We start from the raw sequence: 20,302 nt of genomic DNA, 5'->3' as shown, positions 1-20,302 counted from the left end.
ATGACCGGGTACGGCACCGAAGGCAATAGGGTGGAGATCGCCTGAAGCCTTTCGCCTGCCGAGGAGTCAACTGCCGTGTCGGACCCCTTGCGCCCTCGCGCCTCTCTTCGTACCGCCGTGGTCTGGGAGGTCCTCCAGGACGCCCTCGACCGCCGGGTCAAGGCCACGGGACGGGACGCGCTGGACGTCCTCGACACCGGAGGCGGCAGCGGCAACTTCGCCGTACCCCTCGCCCGGCTCGGCCACCGCGTCACCGTGGTCGACCCCAGTCCGAACGCGCTGTTCGCACTGGAGCGCCGGGCCGCCGAGGCCGGCGTCGCCGAGCGGGTCCGGGGCGTCCAGGGCGATGCGCACGGCCTGTTCGACGTGGTCGAGCGCGGCGGCTACGACGCCGTGCTGTGCCATGGCGTCCTGGAGTACGTCGACGACCCGGCCGAGGGCCTGCGCAACGCCGTCGCCGCACTGCGCGCGGAGGGCATCCTCAGCCTGCTCGCCGCCGGCCTCGGCGGCGCCGTGCTCGCCCGCGCCCTCGCCGGCCACTTCACCGAGGCCCGCCAGGCGCTCCAGGACCCCGACGGCCGCTGGGGCAGCGGCGACCCGATGCCGCACCGGTTCACCGCCGAGCAGCTCACCGCTCTGGTCGAGGGCGCGGGCCTGACCGTCGGCGCCGTGCACGGCGTGCGGGTCTTCGCCGACCTCGTCCCCGGCGTCCTGGTGGACACCGAGCCCGGCGCCCTCGACGCGCTGCTCAAGCTGGAGGCCACCGCGGCCGAGTTGCCCGCGTTCCACTCCGTCGCCACCCAGCTGCACGTGCTCGGCGAGACGCCGGGTGCCGCCAGGTCCTGAGCGAACTGCCGGGACCCACCGCTGATCAGGGCATCGAGGGCGGATGGAGTACGACACAAGACCCCCGATCGAGGGGTTTGCGCCGTATGATCGAGGTGCACCACCCGGCATGACGGGTCGGCCGCAGGGGAATGGAAGCCTCAGCGAGCCGGGACAGTCATGCCGGACTCCGGTTGGCCAATTGGCGTAGAGGGGCGGGTTTCACGGGGGCGATTCCCTGCCTATCCTGAAGGGACCCCCCGGGTCGCCCCGGCGACTGCACGATGAGGAGGACTCCGTGCCGCTCTCGGAGCACGAGCAGCGCATGCTCGAGCAAATGGAGCGAGCGCTGTACGCCGAAGATCCCAAGTTCGCGTCGGCGCTTGAGGGAAGCGGACTGCGCACGTACACCCGGCGTCGGGTCTACCAGGCGGTCGCAGGCTTTCTCGTAGGTATCGCGCTCCTCATGGCCGGAATGGTCGCGCAGCTGATCTGGGTCAGCGTGGTGGGTTTCCTCGTCATGCTGGGTTGCGCCGTGCTCGCCGTCACCGGCTGGCGCAAGGCTCCGAAACCGGGCGAGCAGCCCGCAGGTGCCGTCCGTCGGCAGGCGCGTCCCAAGCGCTCCATGATGGACCGGATCGAGGAGCGCTGGCAGCGCCGCCGGGACGAACAGGGTCACTAGCCGTCCGGCGGTTTCCGCGGACGCCACAGACGACGTGTGAGGGGCGACCACCACCGGTGGTCGCCCCTCACACATCGTGTCCCCACCGTTGTCTCAGCCCTGCTGCTCCGACGGCCGGCGCAGGCGTGGCTTCACCGCTGCCACCCTGGCCCGGAGCACCGACCAGCGGGCCGACAGCGCCCACAGCACCCGCACCGACGAGCGGGGCAGGAACAGCGCCCGCAGCCGCGTACCCGTGCCGGCGGCGCCGCGCAGCCCCTCGATCACCCGGCGCACATCCTCCGCCGTACCCGCCGCCGGGCGCGGCCGGGGTGCGTACAGCACCTGCTCCACCGCGTCCGCCACCCGGTGCACCGCGGCACCGGCCGCCGGGTCCAGTTCGCCGAGCCGGACGATCCGGTCGGCCGCTCCACGCGCGGTCAGCGACTCGTCCGGCACGACGCCGTGGTCCCAGGCGCTGTCCGTCAGCTCCTGCCAGGCGGCCAGGGTGTGCGCCGCCGCGCCCTCCTCGGTCCGGGCGTGCGCCCCCAGCCGCACCGACCGCACCCGCGCCCGCCACAGCAGCGGCGACAGCGGAACGGTCAGCACCACGAGCCCGGCCAGCCCGATCAGCAGGGCCCACCACGGGCCCGCGTCCCCGCCGCCGCTGTGCAGGGCCGCCGCGGCGGACGCCGTCTCGCAGCCCTTCTGCCTGACCGACTCGGGCGTGCAGCTCTCGCTGGAGGAGGCCGCCGTCGACGGCGCCGTCGACGCCTGGTGCGACGGCAGCCCCTGGTCCGGCAGCGAGGTGCCGGGCGTGTTCGACTGGGTGTACGACGGCGTGGTGCCCCGGGTCGGAGTCGGTTCGAAGCGGGTCCAGCCCACGCCCTCGAAGTACAGCTCGGGCCAGGCGTGCGCGTCCTTCTGGTTCACCGTGACCGTGCCGTCGGCCTGCGGAGTACCCGGGGCGAAGCCCACCGCGACCCGGGCCGGGATGCCGAGCGTGCGGGCCATCGCCGCCATGGCGAAGGAGAAGTGGACGCAGAAGCCCTGCTTCTTCTTCAGGAAGTTCGCGATGGCCTCGGGCCCGCGGCCGACCTGCACCTGGGTGTCGTACTGGAAGCCGCCCGTGACCGCGAAGTAGTCCTGGAGCTTGACCGCTTCCTCGTAGTGATTGCGCGCGCCCGCGGTGATCTGTCGGGCGGTGCTGGCCACCACCTTCGGCAGTGCGGACGGCACCTGCGTGTACTCGCGCTTCAGGGCCGCCGGCGGCTCCGGTGCGGAGGCCAGCTGTTCCGCGGTCGGTTGCACGTCCAGGCTGGTCACCTGGTACGTCTCACCGCGCGTGTTCTGGCCGTGGTCACCGACGAGGGTCATGCCGACCGGCTCGTAGCGCCAGCGGCCCGCGACCTTCACACCGCTCGGCGGGTACGGCATCGGCAGCCAGTCCTGGGCGTACCAGTCCGCCGCCGAGATCGTCGTCGTCACCGCGGCGCGCTTGACGTGCGCGTCCAGGCCGATGGGCGTGGGAAACGTGTTCGGCACGCCGACGATGCGCCGTTGCGCCGGTTTCCAGGTGGTGCCGTCGAAGTCGTCCAGGGAGACGATCCGCAGATACAGGTCCGAGACGTCGTTCGCGCTGGTCTTCAGGGACAGCACCTGGCGGTCGTTGTCCGTGTTCAGACTGTCGCGCAGCGACACCAGCGGATTGACCGCCGAGATCGTGCCCCCGTCGCCGTTGCCCGCGCCCACCCCGCTGCCGGCGGGGTCCAGCAGGCCGCCGCTCATCGCGGGCAGGGCGAGCGGCACCAGCAGGGCCACCCCGAGCGCGACCGCTCCGATCCGGCGTCCGGTGCGCACCGGGGCCACCGCACCGCCGTCCGGGGCGCCGGGGGAGCGGGGCCCGCCGCCGAAGACCCGGCCCCACTGCGCCAGCCGGTCCCGGCCCTCGGCGAGCAGCAGCATCAGATAGCCGGCCGCCGCCACCAGGAACCACAGCCAGTCGGCTCCGCCGTCGGACAGCCCGGCGGCCACCGAGTACAGCGCGAGCAGTGGCAGTCCGGCCGGGGCCGCGCTGCGGAAGGTCACCGCGAGCGTGTCCACCAGCAGGCCGATGACCAGGACACCGCCGATCAGCATCAGCTTGATGCCGGCGGTGAGCGGAGCCGGTATCGCGTACTCGCTGACGTCGTTGGAGCCCTGCTGGAGCAGGTCGGAGAGATACCGGAAGGCGTCCGGGCCGGGGATCAGTCCGATGATCGCGTGCTGGCGCGCGAAGACCAGGGTCAGCATGACCAGGGTGACCAGCGCCTGCGCGATCACCGTCAGCGGACGGCCGAGCGGCACCCGGCGGGCCGCCGCGCCCACCCCCGTCTGTACGGCCACCAGTGGCACCAGCTGCAGCAGCCACGTCGGCTCGGCCACCAGCGGCAGCAGCGCGCAGGAGACCATCAGCGTGGCCGCCGCGGCGCACAGTGCCAGTCGTGCCCGCCCGCTCATCCCATCGCCTCCCCGCTCACCGCGGCCAGACCCGAACGCTCGCGGTCCGCCTGCTGCCACAGCGCGTTCAGCGAGGCGCCGCGCGGCACGCTCAGCGCCGTCCAGCCCGCCTCGCGCAACAGGCGCAGCCGCTCCGTGTGCCGGTCGCCCGGCCGGGGCACGTCGGTCGTCTCGCGCACCCAGGTGTCCGGGTCGAGCACGAAGGCGACGGCACCGCCGCTGCGCCGGCTCATCTTGGCGACCGTCGTGGCCTGCTCCTCGTCCAGATCGCCCAGGAAGGCCACCAGCAGCCCCTCGTTGCCACCGCGCAGCACGTCGTAGGCCCGGGACAGGCCCGTGCCGTCGGAGTGGTCGATCACCGCGAGGGTGTCCATCATCAGCCCGGCCGCGTCGGCGGTCTCCGGGCCGCTGCCCGCGAACCCGTCGCCGCCCTCGCCGGGCACCGCACTGCCGCCGTCGGTCAGCAGCCGTACCGAGAAGCCGCGTTCGAGCATGTGGACCAGCGCCGAGGCGGCGCCGGAGACGGCCCACTCGAAGGCCGAGTCGGGGCCCGCGCCTTCGTAGGCACCGCCCCGGGTGTCCAGCAGGACCGTGCACCGGGAGCGCCGGGGCTGTTCCTCGCGGCGGACCATCAGCTCGCCGTAGCGCGCGGTGGACCGCCAGTGCACCCGGCGCAGGTCGTCGCCGTAGCGGTAGCCGCGCGGGATCACGTCGTCCTCGCCGGCGAGGGCCAGCGAACGCTGCCGCCCGTCGCCGTAGCCCTTGGCCTCGCCGCTGAAGCGGACCGGGGCGAGGGGCTCCACGCGCGGGATGACCGTGAGGGTGTCGAACGCCGAGAAGGAGCGGGTCAGTTCGCACATCCCGAAGGGATCGGTGAGCCGCAGCTGGAGCGGGCCCAGCGGATAGCGGCCGCGCAGGTCGGAGCGGACCCGGTAGGAGACCTCGCGGCGGCCGCCCGGCTCCACGCGGTCCAGCACGAACCGGGGGCGCGGCCCGAGGACGTAGGGGACCCGGTCCTGGAGCATCAGCAGACCGGTGGGCAGCCGCGAGACGTTGTCCATGCGCAGATGCACCCGGGCCTCGCTGCCGGCCGGCACGCGCGCGGGGGCGAGCCGGCGGGTGGCGGCCACCCGGTAGCGCGTGCGGTAGAGCACCGTCGCGCAGAGCAGGGGCAGTACGGCCAACAGCAGGCCGACCCGCAGCAGATCGCTCTGGCCGAGGACGTACGCGCAGATCGCGGCGGCGATCCCGGCCGCCAGGAAGGAGCGGCCACGCGTCGTGAGACCCGCCAGGGCCGTACGGACGCCGCCCGCCTCCCCGCGGTCGGGCTCCGCCTGTCCGGTCCCCCCGGCGCTCATCACAGACTCCGCGGAGGCTGCTGCGGATACGCCGGGACGCTGTGCCCCAGGCCGCCGAGGCCGCTCTGCTGTCCGGGCGCCGCGGGCACCGGGGTGTGCTGGAGGATCTCCTGCACGACCTGCTCGGCCGTACGGCGGTTGAGCAGGGCCTGGGCCGTGGGCAGCAGGCGGTGGGCGAGGACGGCGACGGCGAGCGCCTGTACGTCGTCCGGCAGCGCGTACTCCCTCCCGGACAGGGCTGCGGACGCCTTCGCCGCGCGCAGCAGGTGCAGCGTCGCGCGCGGGGAGGCGCCGAGTCTGAGGTCGGGATGCGTGCGCGTGGCGGCGACCAGCTCCACCGCGTACCGCCGGACCGGCTCGGCGACGTGCACCCCGCGCACCGCCTCGACCAGCTTCACGATCTCGTGCGCGTGCGCCACCGGCTGGAGATCCTCCAGCGGGTTCGCCCCGCCGTGGATGTCGAGCATCTGCAGCTCGGCCTCCACGCTCGGGTAGCCGACGGAGACGCGGGCCATGAAGCGGTCGCGCTGGGCCTCGGGCAGCGGGTAGGTGCCCTCCATCTCGACCGGGTTCTGCGTGGCCACCACCATGAAGGGACTGGGCAGTTCGTACGTCTGCCCGTCGATGGTGACCTGGCGCTCCTCCATGGACTCCAGCAGCGCCGACTGGGTCTTGGGCGAGGCGCGGTTGATCTCGTCGCCGATCACGATCTGCGCGAAGATGGCGCCCGGCTTGAACTCGAAGTCCCGGCGCTGCTGGTCCCAGATGGACACACCCGTGATGTCCGAGGGCAGCAGGTCGGGCGTGAACTGGATGCGCCGCACCGAGCAGTCGATGGACCGCGCCAGCGCCTTGGCCAGCATCGTCTTGCCCACGCCGGGGACATCCTCGATCAGCAGGTGGCCCTCGGCGAGCAGCACGGTCAGCGCGAGCCGTACGACCTCGGGCTTGCCCTCGATCACGCCCTCCACCGAACCGCGCACCCGCTCCACCGTGGCGGTCAGATCAGTGAGGCTCGCTCGATCGTCATAGGTCGTCACCCGGCCCTCCTCGGCCCGTTCATTCCGGGCCGACGCTCTGCGATGCGAAACCGGCCCACCCCGAAACACGGACACCACACGGGAAAGGTTCCGCGTGATGCCACACCCCGCATTCTTGCTGCCGTTACCGATTCGTGTCACTCGCCTGTGGACAACTGCCCGCACGATGTCGGTCTTACGGCTTTTCCGACCTCGTTTTCGATACGGATACGGCGGGTGGAGTGCCGTGCTCTCGGGGCGGCCGGCCGGTGTGCCCGGTCAGACCGGGTCCACCTCGCGCAGCAGACCCGTGTGCACGTCGAACACGAAGCCGCGTACGTCGTCGGTGTGCAGCAGGAACGGCGAGGTGCGCACGCGCTGCATGGACTGGCGCACGTCCTGGTCGACGTCCCGGAAGGACTCCACCGCCCAGGCCGGTCGCTGGCCGACCTCCATCTCCAGGTCGTGCCGGAAGTCCTCGGTGATGGACTCCATGCCACAGCCGGTGTGGTGGATGAGGACGACGCTGCGGGTGCCGAGCGCGCGCTGGCTGATGGTCAGGGAGCGGATGACGTCGTCGGTGACGACGCCGCCCGCGTTGCGGATGGTGTGGCAGTCGCCGAGCTGCAGGCCGAGGGCCTTGTGCAGGTCGAGGCGGGCGTCCATACAGGCCACGACCGCGACCCGGAGCACGGGACGTGCGTCCATGCCCGGGTCGGCGAACTCGGCGGCGTACCGCTGATTGGCCTCCACCAGGCGGTTCGTGACGGTGCCACCGCCGGTTATGGCGCCTTCGGATCCCGTGGGAACTGCTGCGGAAGTCGTCATAGTCATGACGTTACTGGTCACCCCCGGTCCTGGCCCGCTGTGAGAGCGGACAAAGAACGCCATCGCGGCTTGTTGTGAGCTAACCCACACGGACGGCAAACCGGATCCGGACGGGTGAATCCGCTCGGATTGCGGCTCCCGTCGCGATGGGGTACGCGACGCGCAGGCCGGTTGATTGACCGCGAGACAGGGTGGACTAAAGTGACGCGAAGCGGGAGGCGTGGCTCTCCCTGCTGGTGAAACCCCCGGAGACCCCGGACCTTGCCCGGATCCGTCTCCCCGCGTGCGCGGCGCGTACGTACGGCTCGGCCTCCTCCCGCTCCCGGTCGGCTGACGCTTCCGGCGCCGGCAGGCCTCCCTCTTCACGAGCAGGCGGGGACCCGGTGGTGCGTACGGCCCGCAGGATCTGAGAGGCCCCCTTGAGCCAGAGTCGACACGTCCCGGTGATGCTCCAGCGGTGCCTGGATCTGCTGGCGCCCGCCCTGGAGCGGCCGGGAGCGGTGGTCGTCGACTGCACCCTCGGCCTCGGCGGGCACAGCGAGGCGCTGCTGGCCCGGTTCCCCGAGGCCCGGCTGATCGGCCTCGACCGGGACAAGGAGGCGCTGCGGCTGTCCGGAGAGCGGCTGGCGCCCTTCGGAGAGCGCGCCACCCTCGTGCACGCCGTCTACGACGAGCTGCCCGACGTGCTGCGCAGGCTTCGCATCGCGCGCGTGCAGGGCGTCCTGTTCGACCTCGGAGTCTCCTCCATGCAGCTGGACGAGGCCGACCGCGGCTTCGCCTACGCCCAGGACGCACCCCTGGACATGCGCATGGACCAGACGGCCGGTATCAGCGCCGCCGAGGTCCTCAACACCTACCCGGCGGGCGAACTCGTGCGCATCCTGCGCGCGTACGGCGAGGAGAAGCAGGCCAAGCGGATCGTGTCCGCGATCGTCCGCGAGCGCGAGAAGGAGCCGTTCAGCAACAGCGCGCGGCTCGTGGAGCTGATCCGGGACGCCCTGCCGCAGGCCGCCAAGCGCACCGGCGGCAATCCGGCCAAGCGCACCTTCCAGGCGCTGCGCATCGAGGTCAACGGCGAACTGTCCGTCCTGGAGCGGGCCATTCCGGCCGCGGTGAAGGCCCTCGACGTGGGCGGGCGGATCGCCGTGCTGTCGTACCAGTCGCTGGAGGACCGTCTGGTGAAGCAGGTGTTCGCGGCCGGTGCCGCGTCCACGGCGCCGCCCGGGCTGCCGGTCGTGCCCGAGCGGTACCAGCCGCGGCTCAAGCTGCTCACCCGGGGTGCCGAACTTCCCACCGAGGAAGAGGTCGCCGAGAACCGCCGGGCCGCGCCGGCCAGGCTGCGCGGCGTCGAGCGCATCAGGGAGGACACCGAGTGAGCAAGACGGGTCGGTTGGATTCCCGAACTCACAGGGGGAGCCGGTTGGGTTCCCGAACTCACCGGGGGAGCAGTGAGTAGGAAACCCGAACTGAGGGGGCGGGCCGCGCGGCTCGCCCAGCTCTTCCCGGCCGGCCGCGCGCGGGCGGCCCGTACCCCGTTCGTCCTCCTCGTCGTCCTGCTCCTCGGCGGCGGCCTCATCGGGCTGCTGGTGCTGAACTCCGCCCTGAGCGAAGGCTCGTTCAAACTCGCCGACCTGCAGAAGCAGACGAAGAGCCTCACCGACGAGGAACAGTCCCTCCAGCGGGCCATCGACACCTACTCCTCGCCGGACGCCCTCCAGCGCCGCGCCCACGAACTCGGCATGGTCCCCGGCGGCGACCCGGCCTTCCTCGGCCCCGACGGCAGGGTCAAGGGGGTCCCGGGCGCCGCCGGCCCCGCATCGGCCGCCTTCACCGAGCCGGTGGCCCCCGAGGCCCTGCCCCTGGGCTCCGCCCCTTCCGCACCCCCCTCGGGCCTCCCGACCCAGTCCCGGTCCCCATTCCCTTCCGCTGCCGCCTCCGCCTCCGCCTCCGCCACCGCCTCCACCGCACCGTCCCAGTCCCAGGGCGCCCCCACGCCCGCTGTCGCGGCGACGGCCGTCCCCCCGCCGCCCATCCCCCAGCCCGTGTCCACCCCGACCCCCGGCAGGTGACGGAAGTGTCCGACAGGGAACCGCCGCGGCGTCGTGTGCCCGGGCCGGCCAGGCCGCCGCGGCCGAGGAGTGCCGTGCGAAGGCAGGCCGGGCCCGGCGCCCGGCCGGCGCGCCGGCCCGGTGGCGCGCGGCCTGCGGCCCAGCGCCCGCTCCGGCTCGGCAGCCCGCGGCCCCGGCTGCGCATGGTCAGCCTCGCCCTGACCCTGGTGCTGATCGCCTTCGTCGTACGGCTGCTTCAGGTCCAGGCCGTGGACGCCAGCGCCTACGCGGCACGCGCCGAGCAGAACCGGTACGTCGTGCACACCCTGGCCGCCGCGCGCGGCGGGATCACCGACCGCGACGGCGTGGCCCTCGCCGTCAGCGAGGACGCGTACGACATCACGGCCGACCCGACGATGTTCAGCCCCGAGGCGCTGAAGATCGCTGACGGGCCCGAGCAGGCGGCGGCGTTGCTCTCGCCGATCCTCGGGCAGGACCAGGCCACGCTCGTGCAGAAGCTGCGGCCCGCGAACAAGAAGTCCCGCTACACCCGGCTCGCCGTCCGGCAGACCCCGCAGGTCTGGAAGCAGATCAAGGACCTGAGGAGCGCGCTCACCCAGAAGGCGGAGACGGACAAGAGCACCGTCAACGTCCTCGCCGGCGTCTTCGCCGACCCCAGCAGCCAGCGCGTGTACCCCAACGGCGACCTCGCCGCCGGGATACTGGGCTGGGTCAACGCCGCGGGCAACGGCGGCGGCGGCATCGAGCAGGAGCTGGACAAGCAACTGGCGGGCAAGGACGGCAAGATCCGCTACGCCCAGTCCGGCGGGCGCGAGGTGCCCACCGCGGGATCGACGGAGACCCCCGCCGTGCCGGGCTCCGACGTCGAGCTGACCATCGACCGCGACATCCAGTGGGCCGCCCAGAACGCCATCACCGAGCAGGTCAAGAAGTCCCGGGCCGACCGCGGCTACGTGGTCGTCCAGGACACCAGGACCGGGCAGATCCTGGCCATGGCCAACGCGCCCGGCTTCGACCCGAACGACCTGTCGAAGGCCGACGCCGCCGCGATGGGCAACGCGGCCCTCCAGGACGCCTACGAGCCCGGCTCCACCGCCAAGGTGATGTCCATGGCGGCCGTGCTGCAGGAGAACGCGGCGACCCCGCTCACCCACGTCGTCGTACCCAACCGGCTGCACCGCGGCGACCGGCTCTTCTCCGACGACGTCGATCACGACACCTGGAACCTCACGCTGAACGGCGTCCTCGCCAAGTCCAGCAACATCGGCACCATCCTGGCCACCGGCCAGCTCGGCAGGACGCAGCAGGAGGCCAACAAGGTCCTCTACTCCTACCTGCGTAAATTCGGCATCGGCGGCTACACCGGGCTCGGCTTCCCCGGTGAGACCCCCGGTATCCTCGCGCCGTACCAGAAGTGGTCCACCTCGCAGCAGTACACGATCCCTTTCGGCCAGGGCTTCTCCATCAACGCGATGCAGGCCGCCTCCGTGTACTCGACCATCGCCAACGGCGGGGTCCGCGTCGAGCCGACCCTGGTGCGCGGCACGAAGGGCGCCGACGGGCGCTTCACGCCCGCCCCCAAGCCCAAGGAGACACGGGTCGTCAGCGAGAAGACCGCCCAGACCCTCGCCCAGATGCTGGAGTCCGTCGTGGACGACGAGCAGGGCACCGGCAACCTGGCCCGCATCCCCGGCTACAACGTCGCCGGCAAGACCGGCACGGCCAACCGTGTGGATCCGGCCACCGGCAAGTACCACGGGTACACGTCGTCGTTCGCCGGCTTCGCGCCCGCGGACAACCCTCGCATCACCGTCTACTGCGCCATCCAGAACGCCACCTCCGGCAGCTACTACGGCGGTCAGATCTGCGGCCCCATCTACAAGCAGGTGATGGAGTTCGCGCTCAAGACCCTCCAGGTGCCGCCGACCGGGGCGAAGGCCGCCAACCTGCCTGTCGACTACAAGCCCTGATCAGCACCTCGGAAACACCAGGAACGAACTCGTGACAACGATCACCCCGGACCACGGGAACCAAGGCGCCCCGCGCCCCTCGCTTCGCTCCGGAGCGGGTGCGCCCGGTACGCTCACCGCCGTGCCACACGCTGATCAGTCCCAAACCACCCAGAAGGGCGCTTCCGTGACATATCCGGGACCGCCGCGACCGGTTCAGGTCTCCGCCACACCCATCGCGGAGCTGGCCGATCAGCTGGGTGCCACCGCTCCGGACGCCGCCGCCGGGATCACGGGGATCACCCACGACTCGCGCGCCGTGCGCCCCGGCGACCTGTACGCCGCCCTTCCGGGCGCCCGCGCGCACGGCGCCGACTTCGTCACCCAGGCCGCCGGCCTCGGCGCGGCCGCCGTGCTCACCGACCCGACGGGCGCCGAGCGCGCCGCCGCGACCGGACTGCCGGTCCTCGTCGTGGCCGACCCGCGCGCGCGGATGGGCGAACTCGCGGCCACCATCTACGGCCGCCCCGGCAGCGGCCTGCTCCAGATCGGCATCACCGGAACCTCCGGCAAGACCACCACCGCCTACCTCGTCGAAGGCGGCCTGAAGACGGTCAGGTCCACCGGCCTGATCGGCACGGTCGAGATGCGCATCGGCGACGAGCGCATCAAGTCCGAGCGCACCACCCCGGAGGCCACCGACCTCCAGGCACTCTTCGCCGTCATGCGCGAACGCGGTGTCGAGGCGGTCGCCATGGAGGTCTCCAGCCACGCCCTGGTCCTCGGCCGTGTCGACGGCTGTGTCTTCGACATCGCCGTGTTCACCAACCTCAGCCCGGAACACATGGAGTTCCACTCCGACATGGAGGACTACTTCCGGGCCAAGGCGCAGCTGTTCACGCCGAAACGCAGCAGACTCGGCGTGATCAACACCGACGACGAGTACGGCCGCCGGCTCGCGAAGGAGGCCACGGTCCCCGTCGTCACCTTCTCCGCCGAGGGCCACCCCGACGCCGACTGGCGCGCCGAGGACGTCCAGGTCGGCCCCATGGACTCGACGTTCACCGTCGTCGGCCCGAACGGCGAGCGGATCCACGCCAGGTCGCCGATCGCCGGCCCCTTCAACGTGGCGAACACCCTCGCCGCCCTCGTCGCCCTGGCCGCCGCCGGCCTCGACCCGCAGACGGCCGCCGACGGCATCGCCGCCGTACCGGGCGTCCCGGGCCGTCTGGAGCGCGTGGACGCCGGGCAGCCCTACCTCGCGGTCGTCGACTACGCCCACAAGACCGACGCGGTCGAATCGGTGCTCAAGGCGCTGCGCAAGGTCACCAAGGGCCGGCTGCACGTGGTCCTCGGCTGCGGCGGCGACCGCGACCGGACCAAGCGCGCCCCGATGGGCGCCGCCGCGGCCCGGCTCGCCGACACGGCCGTACTCACCTCCGACAACCCCCGCTCCGAGGACCCGCTCGCGATCCTCGCGACCATGCTCCAGGGCGCGGCCTCCGTGCCCGCGCACGAGCGTGGCGAGGTGCTCCTCTTCGAGGACCGGGCCGCCGCGATCGCCGCCGCCGTCGGCCGCGCCGCGCCCGGCGACACCGTGCTGGTCGCGGGCAAGGGCCACGAGCAGGGCCAGGACATCGCCGGCGTGGTCCGTCCCTTCGACGACCGCCAGGTGCTTCGCGAAGCTATCCAGAAGACCCAGGGATGAACTTGTGATCGCCCTCTCCCTCGCCGAGATCGCAGCAGTCGTCGGCGGGCAGACGCACGACATACCGGATCCGTCCGTCCAGGTCACGGGACCGGTGGTCCGGGACTCCCGCGAGGTGGTCCCCGGCAGCCTGTTCGCGGCCTTCGTCGGCGAGCGCGTGGACGGCCACGACTACGCATCGCGGGTCGTCGAGGCGGGCGCGGTCGCCGTACTGGCGTCGCGCCCGGTCGGCGTGCCAGCGATCGTGGTCGAGGACGTCCAGACCGCCCTCGGTGCCCTCGCCCGGCACGTCGTACGCCGGCTCGGCGCGACCCTCGTCGCCCTGACCGGCTCGGCGGGCAAGACCAGCACCAAGGACCTCATCGCGCAGGTACTCCGGCGCAAGGCGCCGACCGTGTTCACGCCCGGCTCGCTCAACAACGAGATCGGGCTGCCGCTGACCGCCCTGACGGCCACCGAGGAGACCCAGTTCCTCGTGCTGGAGATGGGCGCGCGCGGCATCGGCCACATCCGGTACCTCACCGACCTCACGCCCCCGAAGATCGGCCTGGTCCTCAACGTCGGCACCGCCCACATCGGCGAGTTCGGCGGCCGGGAGCAGATCGCCCAGGCCAAGGGCGAGATCATCGAAGGACTCCCGGAGGACGGCGCCGCGATCCTCAACGCCGACGATCCGCTGGTCCGTGCCATGGCCCCCCGTACCAAGGCGAAGGTGGTCCTTTTCGGAGAGTCGGCCGAAGCGGACGTACGCGCCGAGAACGTGCGACTCACGGACAGTGGACGGCCCTCGTTCAGGCTTCACACACCCTCCGGTGCAAGCGATGTGACCATGCGCCTGTACGGTGAGCACCACGTGTCGAACGCGCTCGCCGCGGCCGCCGTCGCCCATGAGCTGGGCATGTCCGCGGAAGAGATCGCCCTCGCGCTCTCCGAGGCGGGCTCCCTCTCCCGCTGGCGCATGGAGGTCACGGAGCGCCCTGACGGCGTGACCATCGTCAACGACGCCTACAACGCCAACCCCGAGTCCATGCGGGCCGCCCTTCGGGCGCTCGCGGCCATGGGCACGGGGCGCCGCACGTGGGCGGTGCTCGGCAAGATGGCCGAGCTGGGGGACGAGGCGCTCGCCGAGCACGACGCCGTCGGACGGCTCGCCGTCCGGCTCAACGTCAGCAAGCTCGTCGCCGTCGGGGGGATTGAGGCCTCCTGGCTGCAACTGGGCGCATATAACGAGGGTTCGTGGGGTGAGGAGTCGGTGCACGTGTCCGACGCACAGGCGGCGATCGACCTGTTGCGCAGCGAGTTGCGCCCGGGGGACGTCGTGCTCGTGAAGGCGTCCCGTTCGGTGGGGCTCGAGAGCGTTGCCCAGGCGCTGCTCGAGGCCGGTGCCGAGGGTGAGGTTGCCGCCCGATGATGAAGCAGATCCTGTTCTCAGGAGTCATTGGCCTGTTTCTGACGCTGGTCGGCACCCCGCTGCTGATCAAGCTTCTCGCCCGCAAGGGCTACGGCCAGTACATCCGTGACGACGGCCCGCGCGAGCACGCCAGCAAGCGCGGTACGCCGACCATGGGCGGTATCGCCTTCATCCTGGCGACGATCGCCGCGTACTTCCTGAGCAAGCTCATCACCGGTTACCCGCCCACCTACTCCGGGCTGCTGGTCCTCGGCCTGATGACCGGCATGGGCCTGGTCGGCTTCCTCGACGACTACATCAAGATCGTCAAGCGGCGTTCGCTGGGTCTGCGGGCCAAGGCGAAGATGGCCGGCCAGCTGATCGTCGGCATCTCTTTCGCGGTGCTGTCGCTGATGTTCGCGGACGCGCGCGGCAACACCCCGGCCTCCACGAAGCTGTCGTTCATCACGGACTTCGGCTGGACGATCGGCCCGGTGCTGTTCGTCATCTGGGCGCTGTTCATGATCCTCGCGATGTCGAACGGCGTGAACCTCACCGACGGTCTGGACGGTCTGGCCACCGGCGCCTCCGTGCTCGTCTTCGGTGCCTACACCTTCATCGGCGTCTGGCAGTTCCAGGAGTCCTGCGCCAACGCGCAGACCCTGACCAACCCGGGCGCCTGCTACGAGGTGCGCGACCCGCTCGACCTCGCCGTCATCGCCTCCGCGCTGATGGGCGCCTGCCTGGGCTTCCTGTGGTGGAACACCTCGCCTGCGAAGATCTTCATGGGCGACACCGGCTCGCTCGCCCTCGGCGGTGTCCTGACGGGCCTGGCCATCCTCTCCCGCACGGAGCTGCTGGTGGCCATCATGGGCGGCCTGTTCGTCCTCATCACCATGTCGGTCGTCATCCAGGTCGGCTCGTTCCGGCTCACCGGCAAACGCGTCTTCCGGATGGCGCCACTTCAGCACCACTTCGAACTCAAGGGCTGGTCCGAAGTCCTGGTGGTGGTCCGATTCTGGATCATCCAGGGCATCTGTGTGATCGTCGGACTGGGCCTCTTCTATGCGGGATGGGCAGCGGACAAGTGACCTCCACCTCGGAGCTCTTCGACTTCCAGGGCAAGCGCGTCGTCGTCGCCGGGCTCGGTGTCTCCGGCGTCCCGGCGGCCAAGGTGCTGCACGCGCGCGGGGCCGTCGTCACGGTCGTCAACGACGGCGACGACGCACGCGCGCGTGAGCAGGCCGCCGAACTGGAGGCGCTCGGCATCACCGTGCGCCTCGGCGACGGGGCCACCCTGCCGGAGGGCACCGAGCTGATCGTCACCGCGCCCGGCTGGAAGCCGGACAAGCCGCTGTTCGTGGCGGCGGAGCGGGCGGGCGTGCCCGTCTGGGGCGACGTCGAGCTGGCCTGGCGACTGCGCGGCCCCGACGCCGCCCCCTGGCTGGCCGTCACGGGCACCAACGGCAAGACGACCACCGTGCGGATGCTCGCCTCCATCCTCCAGGCCGCGGGCCTGCGCACGGCCGCCGTCGGCAACATCGGCGTCTCCCTGCTGGACGCCGTCCTCGGCGAGGAGGAGTACGACGTCCTGGCGGTCGAGCTGTCCAGCTACCAGCTGCACTGGGCGCCCTCCCTGCGCGCCGACTCCGCCACGGTGCTGAACCTCGCGCCGGACCACCTCGACTGGCACGGCTCCATGGAGGCGTACGCGCGCGACAAGGGCCGCATCTACGAGGGCAATCGGGTCGCCTGCGTCTACAACGTCGAGGACAAGGCCACCGAGGACCTGGTCCGCGAGGCCGACGTCGAGGAGGGCTGCCGGGCCGTCGGGTTCACCCTCGGCGCCCCCGCGCCCTCCCAACTCGGCATCGTGGACGGCATCCTGGTCGACCGGGCCTTCGTGCCCAACCGGCAGAAGAACGCCCAGGAGCTGGCCGAGGTCTCCGACGTCACCCCGCCGGCCCCGCACAACATCGCCAACGCCCTTGCCGCGGCGGCCCTCGCGCGCGCCTTCGGGGTGCCTGCCACGGCCGTACGCGACGGTCTGCGGGCCTTCCGCCCCGACGCCCACCGCATCGAGCACGTCGCCGACCTCGACGGGGTCGCGTACGTGGACGACTCCAAGGCGACCAACACGCACGCCGCCGAAGCCTCGTTGGCGTCATATGAGCAGATCGTATGGATCGCGGGCGGTCTGGCGAAGGGCGCGACCTTCGACGAGCTGGTCGCCAGGTCGGCGAAGCGGCTGCGTGCCGCCGTGCTGATCGGCGCCGACCGGCACCTCATCCGCGACGCCCTCGCGCGACACGCCCCGGAAGTACCCGTGGTCGACCTCGACCGGACCGACACTGGGGCGATGCTCCAGGCGGTGACGGAGGCGAAGCGGCTCGCGGTCGCCGGCGACACGGTGCTCCTCGCTCCGGCCTGCGCCTCCATGGACATGTTCACCAACTACAACCAGCGCGGTGACGCGTTCGCGGCGGCGGTCCGCGAACTCGGAGCCTGACCCCGGCCGCCTGCCGGGCGGATCTTGGGAGGGACGCGTGGGACGGTCGACGTTCAGTGGAGGCGCCGATGCCCGGTAGCCGTACCGGCCGCCCGCCCGTGGAGCGGGCGTCCCGGCGTCCGGCCGGCGTCCGGCCGTCGCGCGACAACCCGCTCCAGCGGTTCTACGTGCGCGCGAACAAGGCCTGGGACCGGCCGCTGACCGCCTACTACCTGATCTTCGGCGGCAGCCTGCTGATCATCGTGCTCGGGCTGGTGATGGTCTACTCGGCCTCCCAGATCACCGCGCTCCAGCTGTCGCTGCCGGGGTCGTACTTCTTCCGCAAGCAGTTCCTCGCCGCGCTCATCGGCGGCGTACTGCTGTTCGCGGCCTCCCGCATGCCGGTGAAACTGCACCGGGCGCTGGCCTACCCGATCCTCGCCGGCGCCGTCTTCCTCATGATCCTGGTGCAGGTGCCCGGGATAGGGATGGCGGTCAACGGCAACCAGAACTGGATCTCCCTGGGCGGCTCCTTCCAGATCCAGCCCAGCGAGTTCGGCAAGCTCGCCCTGGTGCTGTGGGGTGCGGACCTGATCGCCCGCAAGCAGGAGAAGAGGCTGCTCACCCAGTGGAAGCACATGCTGGTGCCGCTGGTGCCGGTCGCCTTCCTGCTGCTCGGCCTGATCATGCTCGGCGGCGACATGGGTACGACGATCATCCTGACGGCGATCCTGTTCGGGCTGCTGTGGCTCGCGGGGGCGCCGACCCGGCTGTTCGCCGGGGTGCTGGGCGTCGCCGTGGCGCTCGGCGCCCTCGCGATCGAGACCAGCCCGCACCGCCTCGCCCGGCTCAACTGCATCGCGGCCACCGACCCCGGCCCGGGTGACATGTGCTGGCAGGGCGCGCACGGCATCTATGCGCTGGCCTCCGGCGGACTCTTCGGATCCGGACTCGGCGCGAGTGTGGAAAAATGGGGCCAACTCCCGGAAGCCCACACCGACTTCATCTTCGCTGTCACCGGTGAGGAACTGGGTCTGGCGGGGACACTGTCGGTGCTCGCCCTGTTCGCGGCTCTAGGCTATGCGGGTATCCGCGTGGCCGGACGCACGGAGGACCCCTTCGTGAGGTATGCCGCGGGAGGCGTGACCACCTGGATCACCGCCCAGGCGGTGATCAACATCGGTGCGGTGCTCGGTCTGCTGCCGATCGCCGGCGTACCCCTCCCGCTGTTCTCCTACGGAGGGTCCGCCCTGCTGCCGACCATGTTCGCCATCGGGTTGCTGATCGCCTTCGCGCGTGACGAGCCCGCTGCGCGGGCGGCGCTTGCGATGCGGCAACCTCGCTTTGGTAGAAAGCGGGCGGGAGGCTCCGGTGCCGAGCGGGGGTCTCGGAGATGGAACACGATGCGACGGCGCGCCCCGAAGGGGCGTCCGTCCAGAGAGCGGTGAATTTCGGTGCATGTCGTACTCGCCGGCGGGGGTACCGCGGGCCACATCGAGCCCGCGCTCGCCCTCGCGGACGCCCTGCGCAGGCAGGACCCGACCGTGGGGATCACGGCCCTGGGCACGGAGCGCGGCCTGGAGACCCGGCTCGTCCCGGAGCGTGGCTACGAGCTGGCGCTGATCCCGGCCGTGCCGTTGCCCCGCAGGCCCACGCCCGAGCTGATCACCGTCCCGGGCCGGCTGCGTGGCACGATCAAGGCCGCGGAGCAGATCCTGGAGCGCACCAAGGCCGACGCCGTGGTCGGCTTCGGGGGATATGTCGCGCTGCCCGGCTACCTGGCCGCCAAGCGGCTCGGTGTGCCCATCGTGATCCACGAGGCCAACGCCCGCCCCGGGCTGGCCAACAAGATCGGCTCCCGCTACGCGGCCCGGGTCGCCGTCTCCACCCCGGACAGCAAGCTGCGTGACGCGCGCTACATCGGCATCCCGCTGCGCCGCTCCATCGCCACCCTGGACCGGGCCGCCGCGCGCCCGGAGGCCCGCGCGATGTTCGGGCTCGACCCGAACCTGCCGACGCTGCTCGTCACCGGCGGCTCGCAGGGCGCCCGTCGTCTCAACGAGGTGGTCCAGCGGGTCGCGCCCTGGCTCCAGCAGGCCGGTATCCAGATCCTGCACGCGGTCGGCCCGAAGAACGAATTGCCGCAGGTACACCAGATGCCGGGGATGCCCCCCTACATCCCGGTAAGTTATCTGGACCGGATGGATCTCGCGTACGCCGCGGCGGACATGATGCTCTGCCGCGCGGGCGCGATGACCGTCGCCGAACTCTCCGCCGTCGGGCTGCCGGCCGCCTACGTCCCGCTGCCCATCGGCAACGGCGAACAGCGGCTCAACGCCCAGCCGGTGGTCAAGGCGGGCGGCGGACTCCTCGTCGACGACGCGGAACTGACGCCCGAGTGGGTGCAGCAGAACGTCCTGCCCGTGCTGGCCGATCCGCACCGGTTGTACGAGATGTCCCGCGCGGCAAGCGAGTTCGGCCGCCGGGACGCCGACGAGCTGCTCGTCGGCATGGTGTACGAGGCGATCGCCTCGCGCCGTTAGGACCGTATGACGAAAGGGCAGTGAGCGTGGCCGGACCGACGACCGCCGAGCGCGGTGAACGCCAGCAGAAGTCGTCCGGCCCGCCGCCCGCCCGGCGGATCGGCAGAGTGCGCCTTCGTACGATCGTCATCCTGGGTGTGGCCGTCGTGCTTCTCGGGGCGGGCGGCACCTGGGTGTTGTACGGCTCCAGCTGGCTGCGTGTCAGGCATGTCTCGGTGTCCGGCACGCGCGTGCTGACCCCCGAAGAGGTGCGGGACGTGGCCGCCGTACCGGTCGGGGCACCGATGATTTCCCTTGACACCAGCGGCATCGAAGCCCGACTCCGCCGGAAATTGCCCCGAATTGATACGGTTGACGTGGTGCGTTCCTGGCCCCATGGAATCGGTCTGAAAGTGACTGAGCGCACTCCGGTTCTGCTGATCCGAAACGGTAAGAACTTCGTCGAAGTCGACGGCGAAGGTGTCCGGTTCGCCACGGTTCCGCAAGCGCCGAAAGGCGCTCCCATGCTGGAATTGTCCGCGTCCCGCAAGGGTTCCGGAGCCGCGAGCCTGCGGCGCTTCGGCACCGGCCGGCTGGTGCGCGAGGCGGTCCGGGTGGCCGGCGAGCTGCCGGCCGCCGTCGCCCGGGACACCCGGACCGTCCAAGTCCGTTCCTACGACGACATCTCGCTGGAGTTGGGCGACGGCCGCACCGTTGCCTGGGGCAGCAGCGAGAGCGGCGGCGCCAAGGCACGGACTCTCACGGCTCTCATGAAAGCAGCTCCCGGCGCGCGGCACTTCGATGTCAGCGTTCCCACCGCCCCTGCGTCATCGGGGAGTTGACGCACATCAGCGCAGGCCAGCACCCTGGTTGGGCACTGCTATGGCTGATCACATAGGGTGAAAAGAAAAACGGGAGGTTCGGCGTGTTCGTTGAACGGGCGCCACTTGTCGACTTAGTGTCCTGTTCAGAAGACTTCAGGGAAC

16 protein-coding genes are annotated in these 20,302 nt (G+C 71.5%); 12 read left to right on the top strand and 4 right to left on the bottom strand.

Annotated features, from left to right (window positions below):
- The first annotated feature begins 75 nt into the window (after positions 1-75).
- Together ADK64_RS00675 and ADK64_RS00670 are read left to right on the top strand one after the other, a co-directional pair.
- A complete protein-coding gene (locus tag ADK64_RS00675; protein WP_053653799.1) occupies positions 76-846 on the top strand; it encodes a methyltransferase in 771 nt (256 codons plus the stop codon).
- A gap of 277 nt (positions 847-1,123) precedes the next feature.
- Complete coding sequence (locus ADK64_RS00670; protein ID WP_053653797.1) at positions 1,124-1,507, top strand: DUF3040 domain-containing protein; 384 nt, start codon at positions 1,124-1,126, stop codon at positions 1,505-1,507.
- A 93-nt stretch (positions 1,508-1,600) separates the two neighbouring features.
- Here ADK64_RS00670 and ADK64_RS00665 read toward each other — a convergent pair whose 3' ends face one another.
- From ADK64_RS00665 to ADK64_RS00650, 4 genes are all read right to left on the bottom strand, one after another.
- Positions 1,601-3,985 carry a transglutaminase TgpA family protein gene (locus ADK64_RS00665; RefSeq protein ID WP_053653795.1) on the bottom strand — a complete coding sequence of 795 codons (2,385 nt, stop codon included), beginning with the start codon at positions 3,983-3,985 and terminating at the stop codon, positions 1,601-1,603.
- Positions 3,982-5,343, bottom strand: coding sequence for a DUF58 domain-containing protein (locus ADK64_RS00660; RefSeq protein ID WP_053653792.1), 1,362 nt, complete (start codon positions 5,341-5,343; stop codon positions 3,982-3,984). The genes ADK64_RS00665 and ADK64_RS00660 overlap by 4 nt, the downstream gene beginning before the upstream one ends.
- Complete coding sequence (locus tag ADK64_RS00655; protein WP_053653790.1) at positions 5,343-6,383, bottom strand: AAA family ATPase; 1,041 nt, start codon at positions 6,381-6,383, stop codon at positions 5,343-5,345. The genes ADK64_RS00660 and ADK64_RS00655 overlap by 1 nt, the downstream gene beginning before the upstream one ends.
- A 258-nt stretch (positions 6,384-6,641) precedes the next feature.
- Positions 6,642-7,190 carry a beta-class carbonic anhydrase gene (locus ADK64_RS00650; RefSeq protein WP_053653788.1) on the bottom strand — a complete coding sequence of 183 codons (549 nt, stop codon included), beginning with the start codon at positions 7,188-7,190 and terminating at the stop codon, positions 6,642-6,644.
- A gap of 419 nt (positions 7,191-7,609) precedes the next feature.
- Between ADK64_RS00650 and rsmH the strand changes: the two genes are divergently transcribed.
- From rsmH to ADK64_RS00600, 10 genes are all read left to right on the top strand, one after another.
- Complete coding sequence (rsmH, locus tag ADK64_RS00645; protein ID WP_078992419.1) at positions 7,610-8,566, top strand: 16S rRNA (cytosine(1402)-N(4))-methyltransferase RsmH; 957 nt, start codon at positions 7,610-7,612, stop codon at positions 8,564-8,566.
- A 72-nt stretch (positions 8,567-8,638) separates the two neighbouring features.
- A complete protein-coding gene (locus ADK64_RS46905; protein WP_053653784.1) occupies positions 8,639-9,259 on the top strand; it encodes a hypothetical protein in 621 nt (206 codons plus the stop codon).
- A 5-nt stretch (positions 9,260-9,264) separates the two neighbouring features.
- Entirely contained in the window at positions 9,265-11,229 is a 1,965-nt protein-coding gene (locus ADK64_RS00635) for a penicillin-binding protein 2 (protein WP_324614353.1), read from the top strand.
- Between the two features lie 31 nt (positions 11,230-11,260).
- Entirely contained in the window at positions 11,261-12,916 is a 1,656-nt protein-coding gene (locus ADK64_RS00630) for a UDP-N-acetylmuramoyl-L-alanyl-D-glutamate--2,6-diaminopimelate ligase (protein WP_199829441.1), read from the top strand.
- Between the two features lie 4 nt (positions 12,917-12,920).
- Positions 12,921-14,327, top strand: coding sequence for a UDP-N-acetylmuramoyl-tripeptide--D-alanyl-D-alanine ligase (locus ADK64_RS00625; protein WP_053653778.1), 1,407 nt, complete (start codon positions 12,921-12,923; stop codon positions 14,325-14,327).
- A complete protein-coding gene (mraY, locus tag ADK64_RS00620; protein ID WP_053654361.1) occupies positions 14,327-15,397 on the top strand; it encodes a phospho-N-acetylmuramoyl-pentapeptide-transferase in 1,071 nt (356 codons plus the stop codon). The genes ADK64_RS00625 and mraY overlap by 1 nt, the downstream gene beginning before the upstream one ends.
- On the top strand, positions 15,379-16,815 hold the full coding sequence (gene murD / locus ADK64_RS00615) for a UDP-N-acetylmuramoyl-L-alanine--D-glutamate ligase (RefSeq protein WP_053653776.1): 1,437 nt from the start codon (positions 15,379-15,381) through the stop codon (positions 16,813-16,815). Before mraY ends, murD begins: the two co-directional genes overlap by 19 nt.
- Positions 16,816-16,883: 68 nt before the next feature.
- Entirely contained in the window at positions 16,884-18,242 is a 1,359-nt protein-coding gene (gene ftsW / locus ADK64_RS00610; RefSeq protein ID WP_053653774.1) for a putative lipid II flippase FtsW, read from the top strand.
- Between the two features lie 6 nt (positions 18,243-18,248).
- Entirely contained in the window at positions 18,249-19,337 is a 1,089-nt protein-coding gene (gene murG, locus ADK64_RS00605) for an undecaprenyldiphospho-muramoylpentapeptide beta-N-acetylglucosaminyltransferase (protein ID WP_053653773.1), read from the top strand.
- A 26-nt stretch (positions 19,338-19,363) separates the two neighbouring features.
- A complete protein-coding gene (locus ADK64_RS00600; protein ID WP_053654359.1) occupies positions 19,364-20,158 on the top strand; it encodes a cell division protein FtsQ/DivIB in 795 nt (264 codons plus the stop codon).
- The last annotated feature ends 144 nt before the right edge of the window (positions 20,159-20,302 follow it).

The sequence above is a fragment of the Streptomyces sp. MMG1121 genome (assembly GCF_001280015.1).
In the GTDB taxonomy this organism is placed as follows: Bacteria; Actinomycetota; Actinomycetes; order Streptomycetales; family Streptomycetaceae; genus Streptomyces.
Note: the sequence above shows the minus strand (reverse complement) of the source record. Positions and strands in the feature narration are given on the sequence as shown.

Bases quoted from the DNA above. Each gene is read 5' to 3' on its own strand.
- ADK64_RS00665 (WP_053653795.1), bottom strand. From the start codon at position 3,985: ATGAGCGGGCGGGCACGACTGGCACTGTGCGCCGCGGCGGCCACGCTG.
- ADK64_RS00660 (WP_053653792.1), bottom strand. From the start codon at position 5,343: ATGAGCGCCGGGGGGACCGGACAGGCGGAGCCCGACCGCGGGGAGGCG.
- ADK64_RS00650 (WP_053653788.1), bottom strand. From the start codon at position 7,190: ATGACGACTTCCGCAGCAGTTCCCACGGGATCCGAAGGCGCCATAACC.
- mraY (WP_053654361.1), top strand. From the start codon at position 14,327: ATGAAGCAGATCCTGTTCTCAGGAGTCATTGGCCTGTTTCTGACGCTG.
- murD (WP_053653776.1), top strand. From the start codon at position 15,379: ATGGGCAGCGGACAAGTGACCTCCACCTCGGAGCTCTTCGACTTCCAG.
- ftsW (WP_053653774.1), top strand. From the start codon at position 16,884: ATGCCCGGTAGCCGTACCGGCCGCCCGCCCGTGGAGCGGGCGTCCCGG.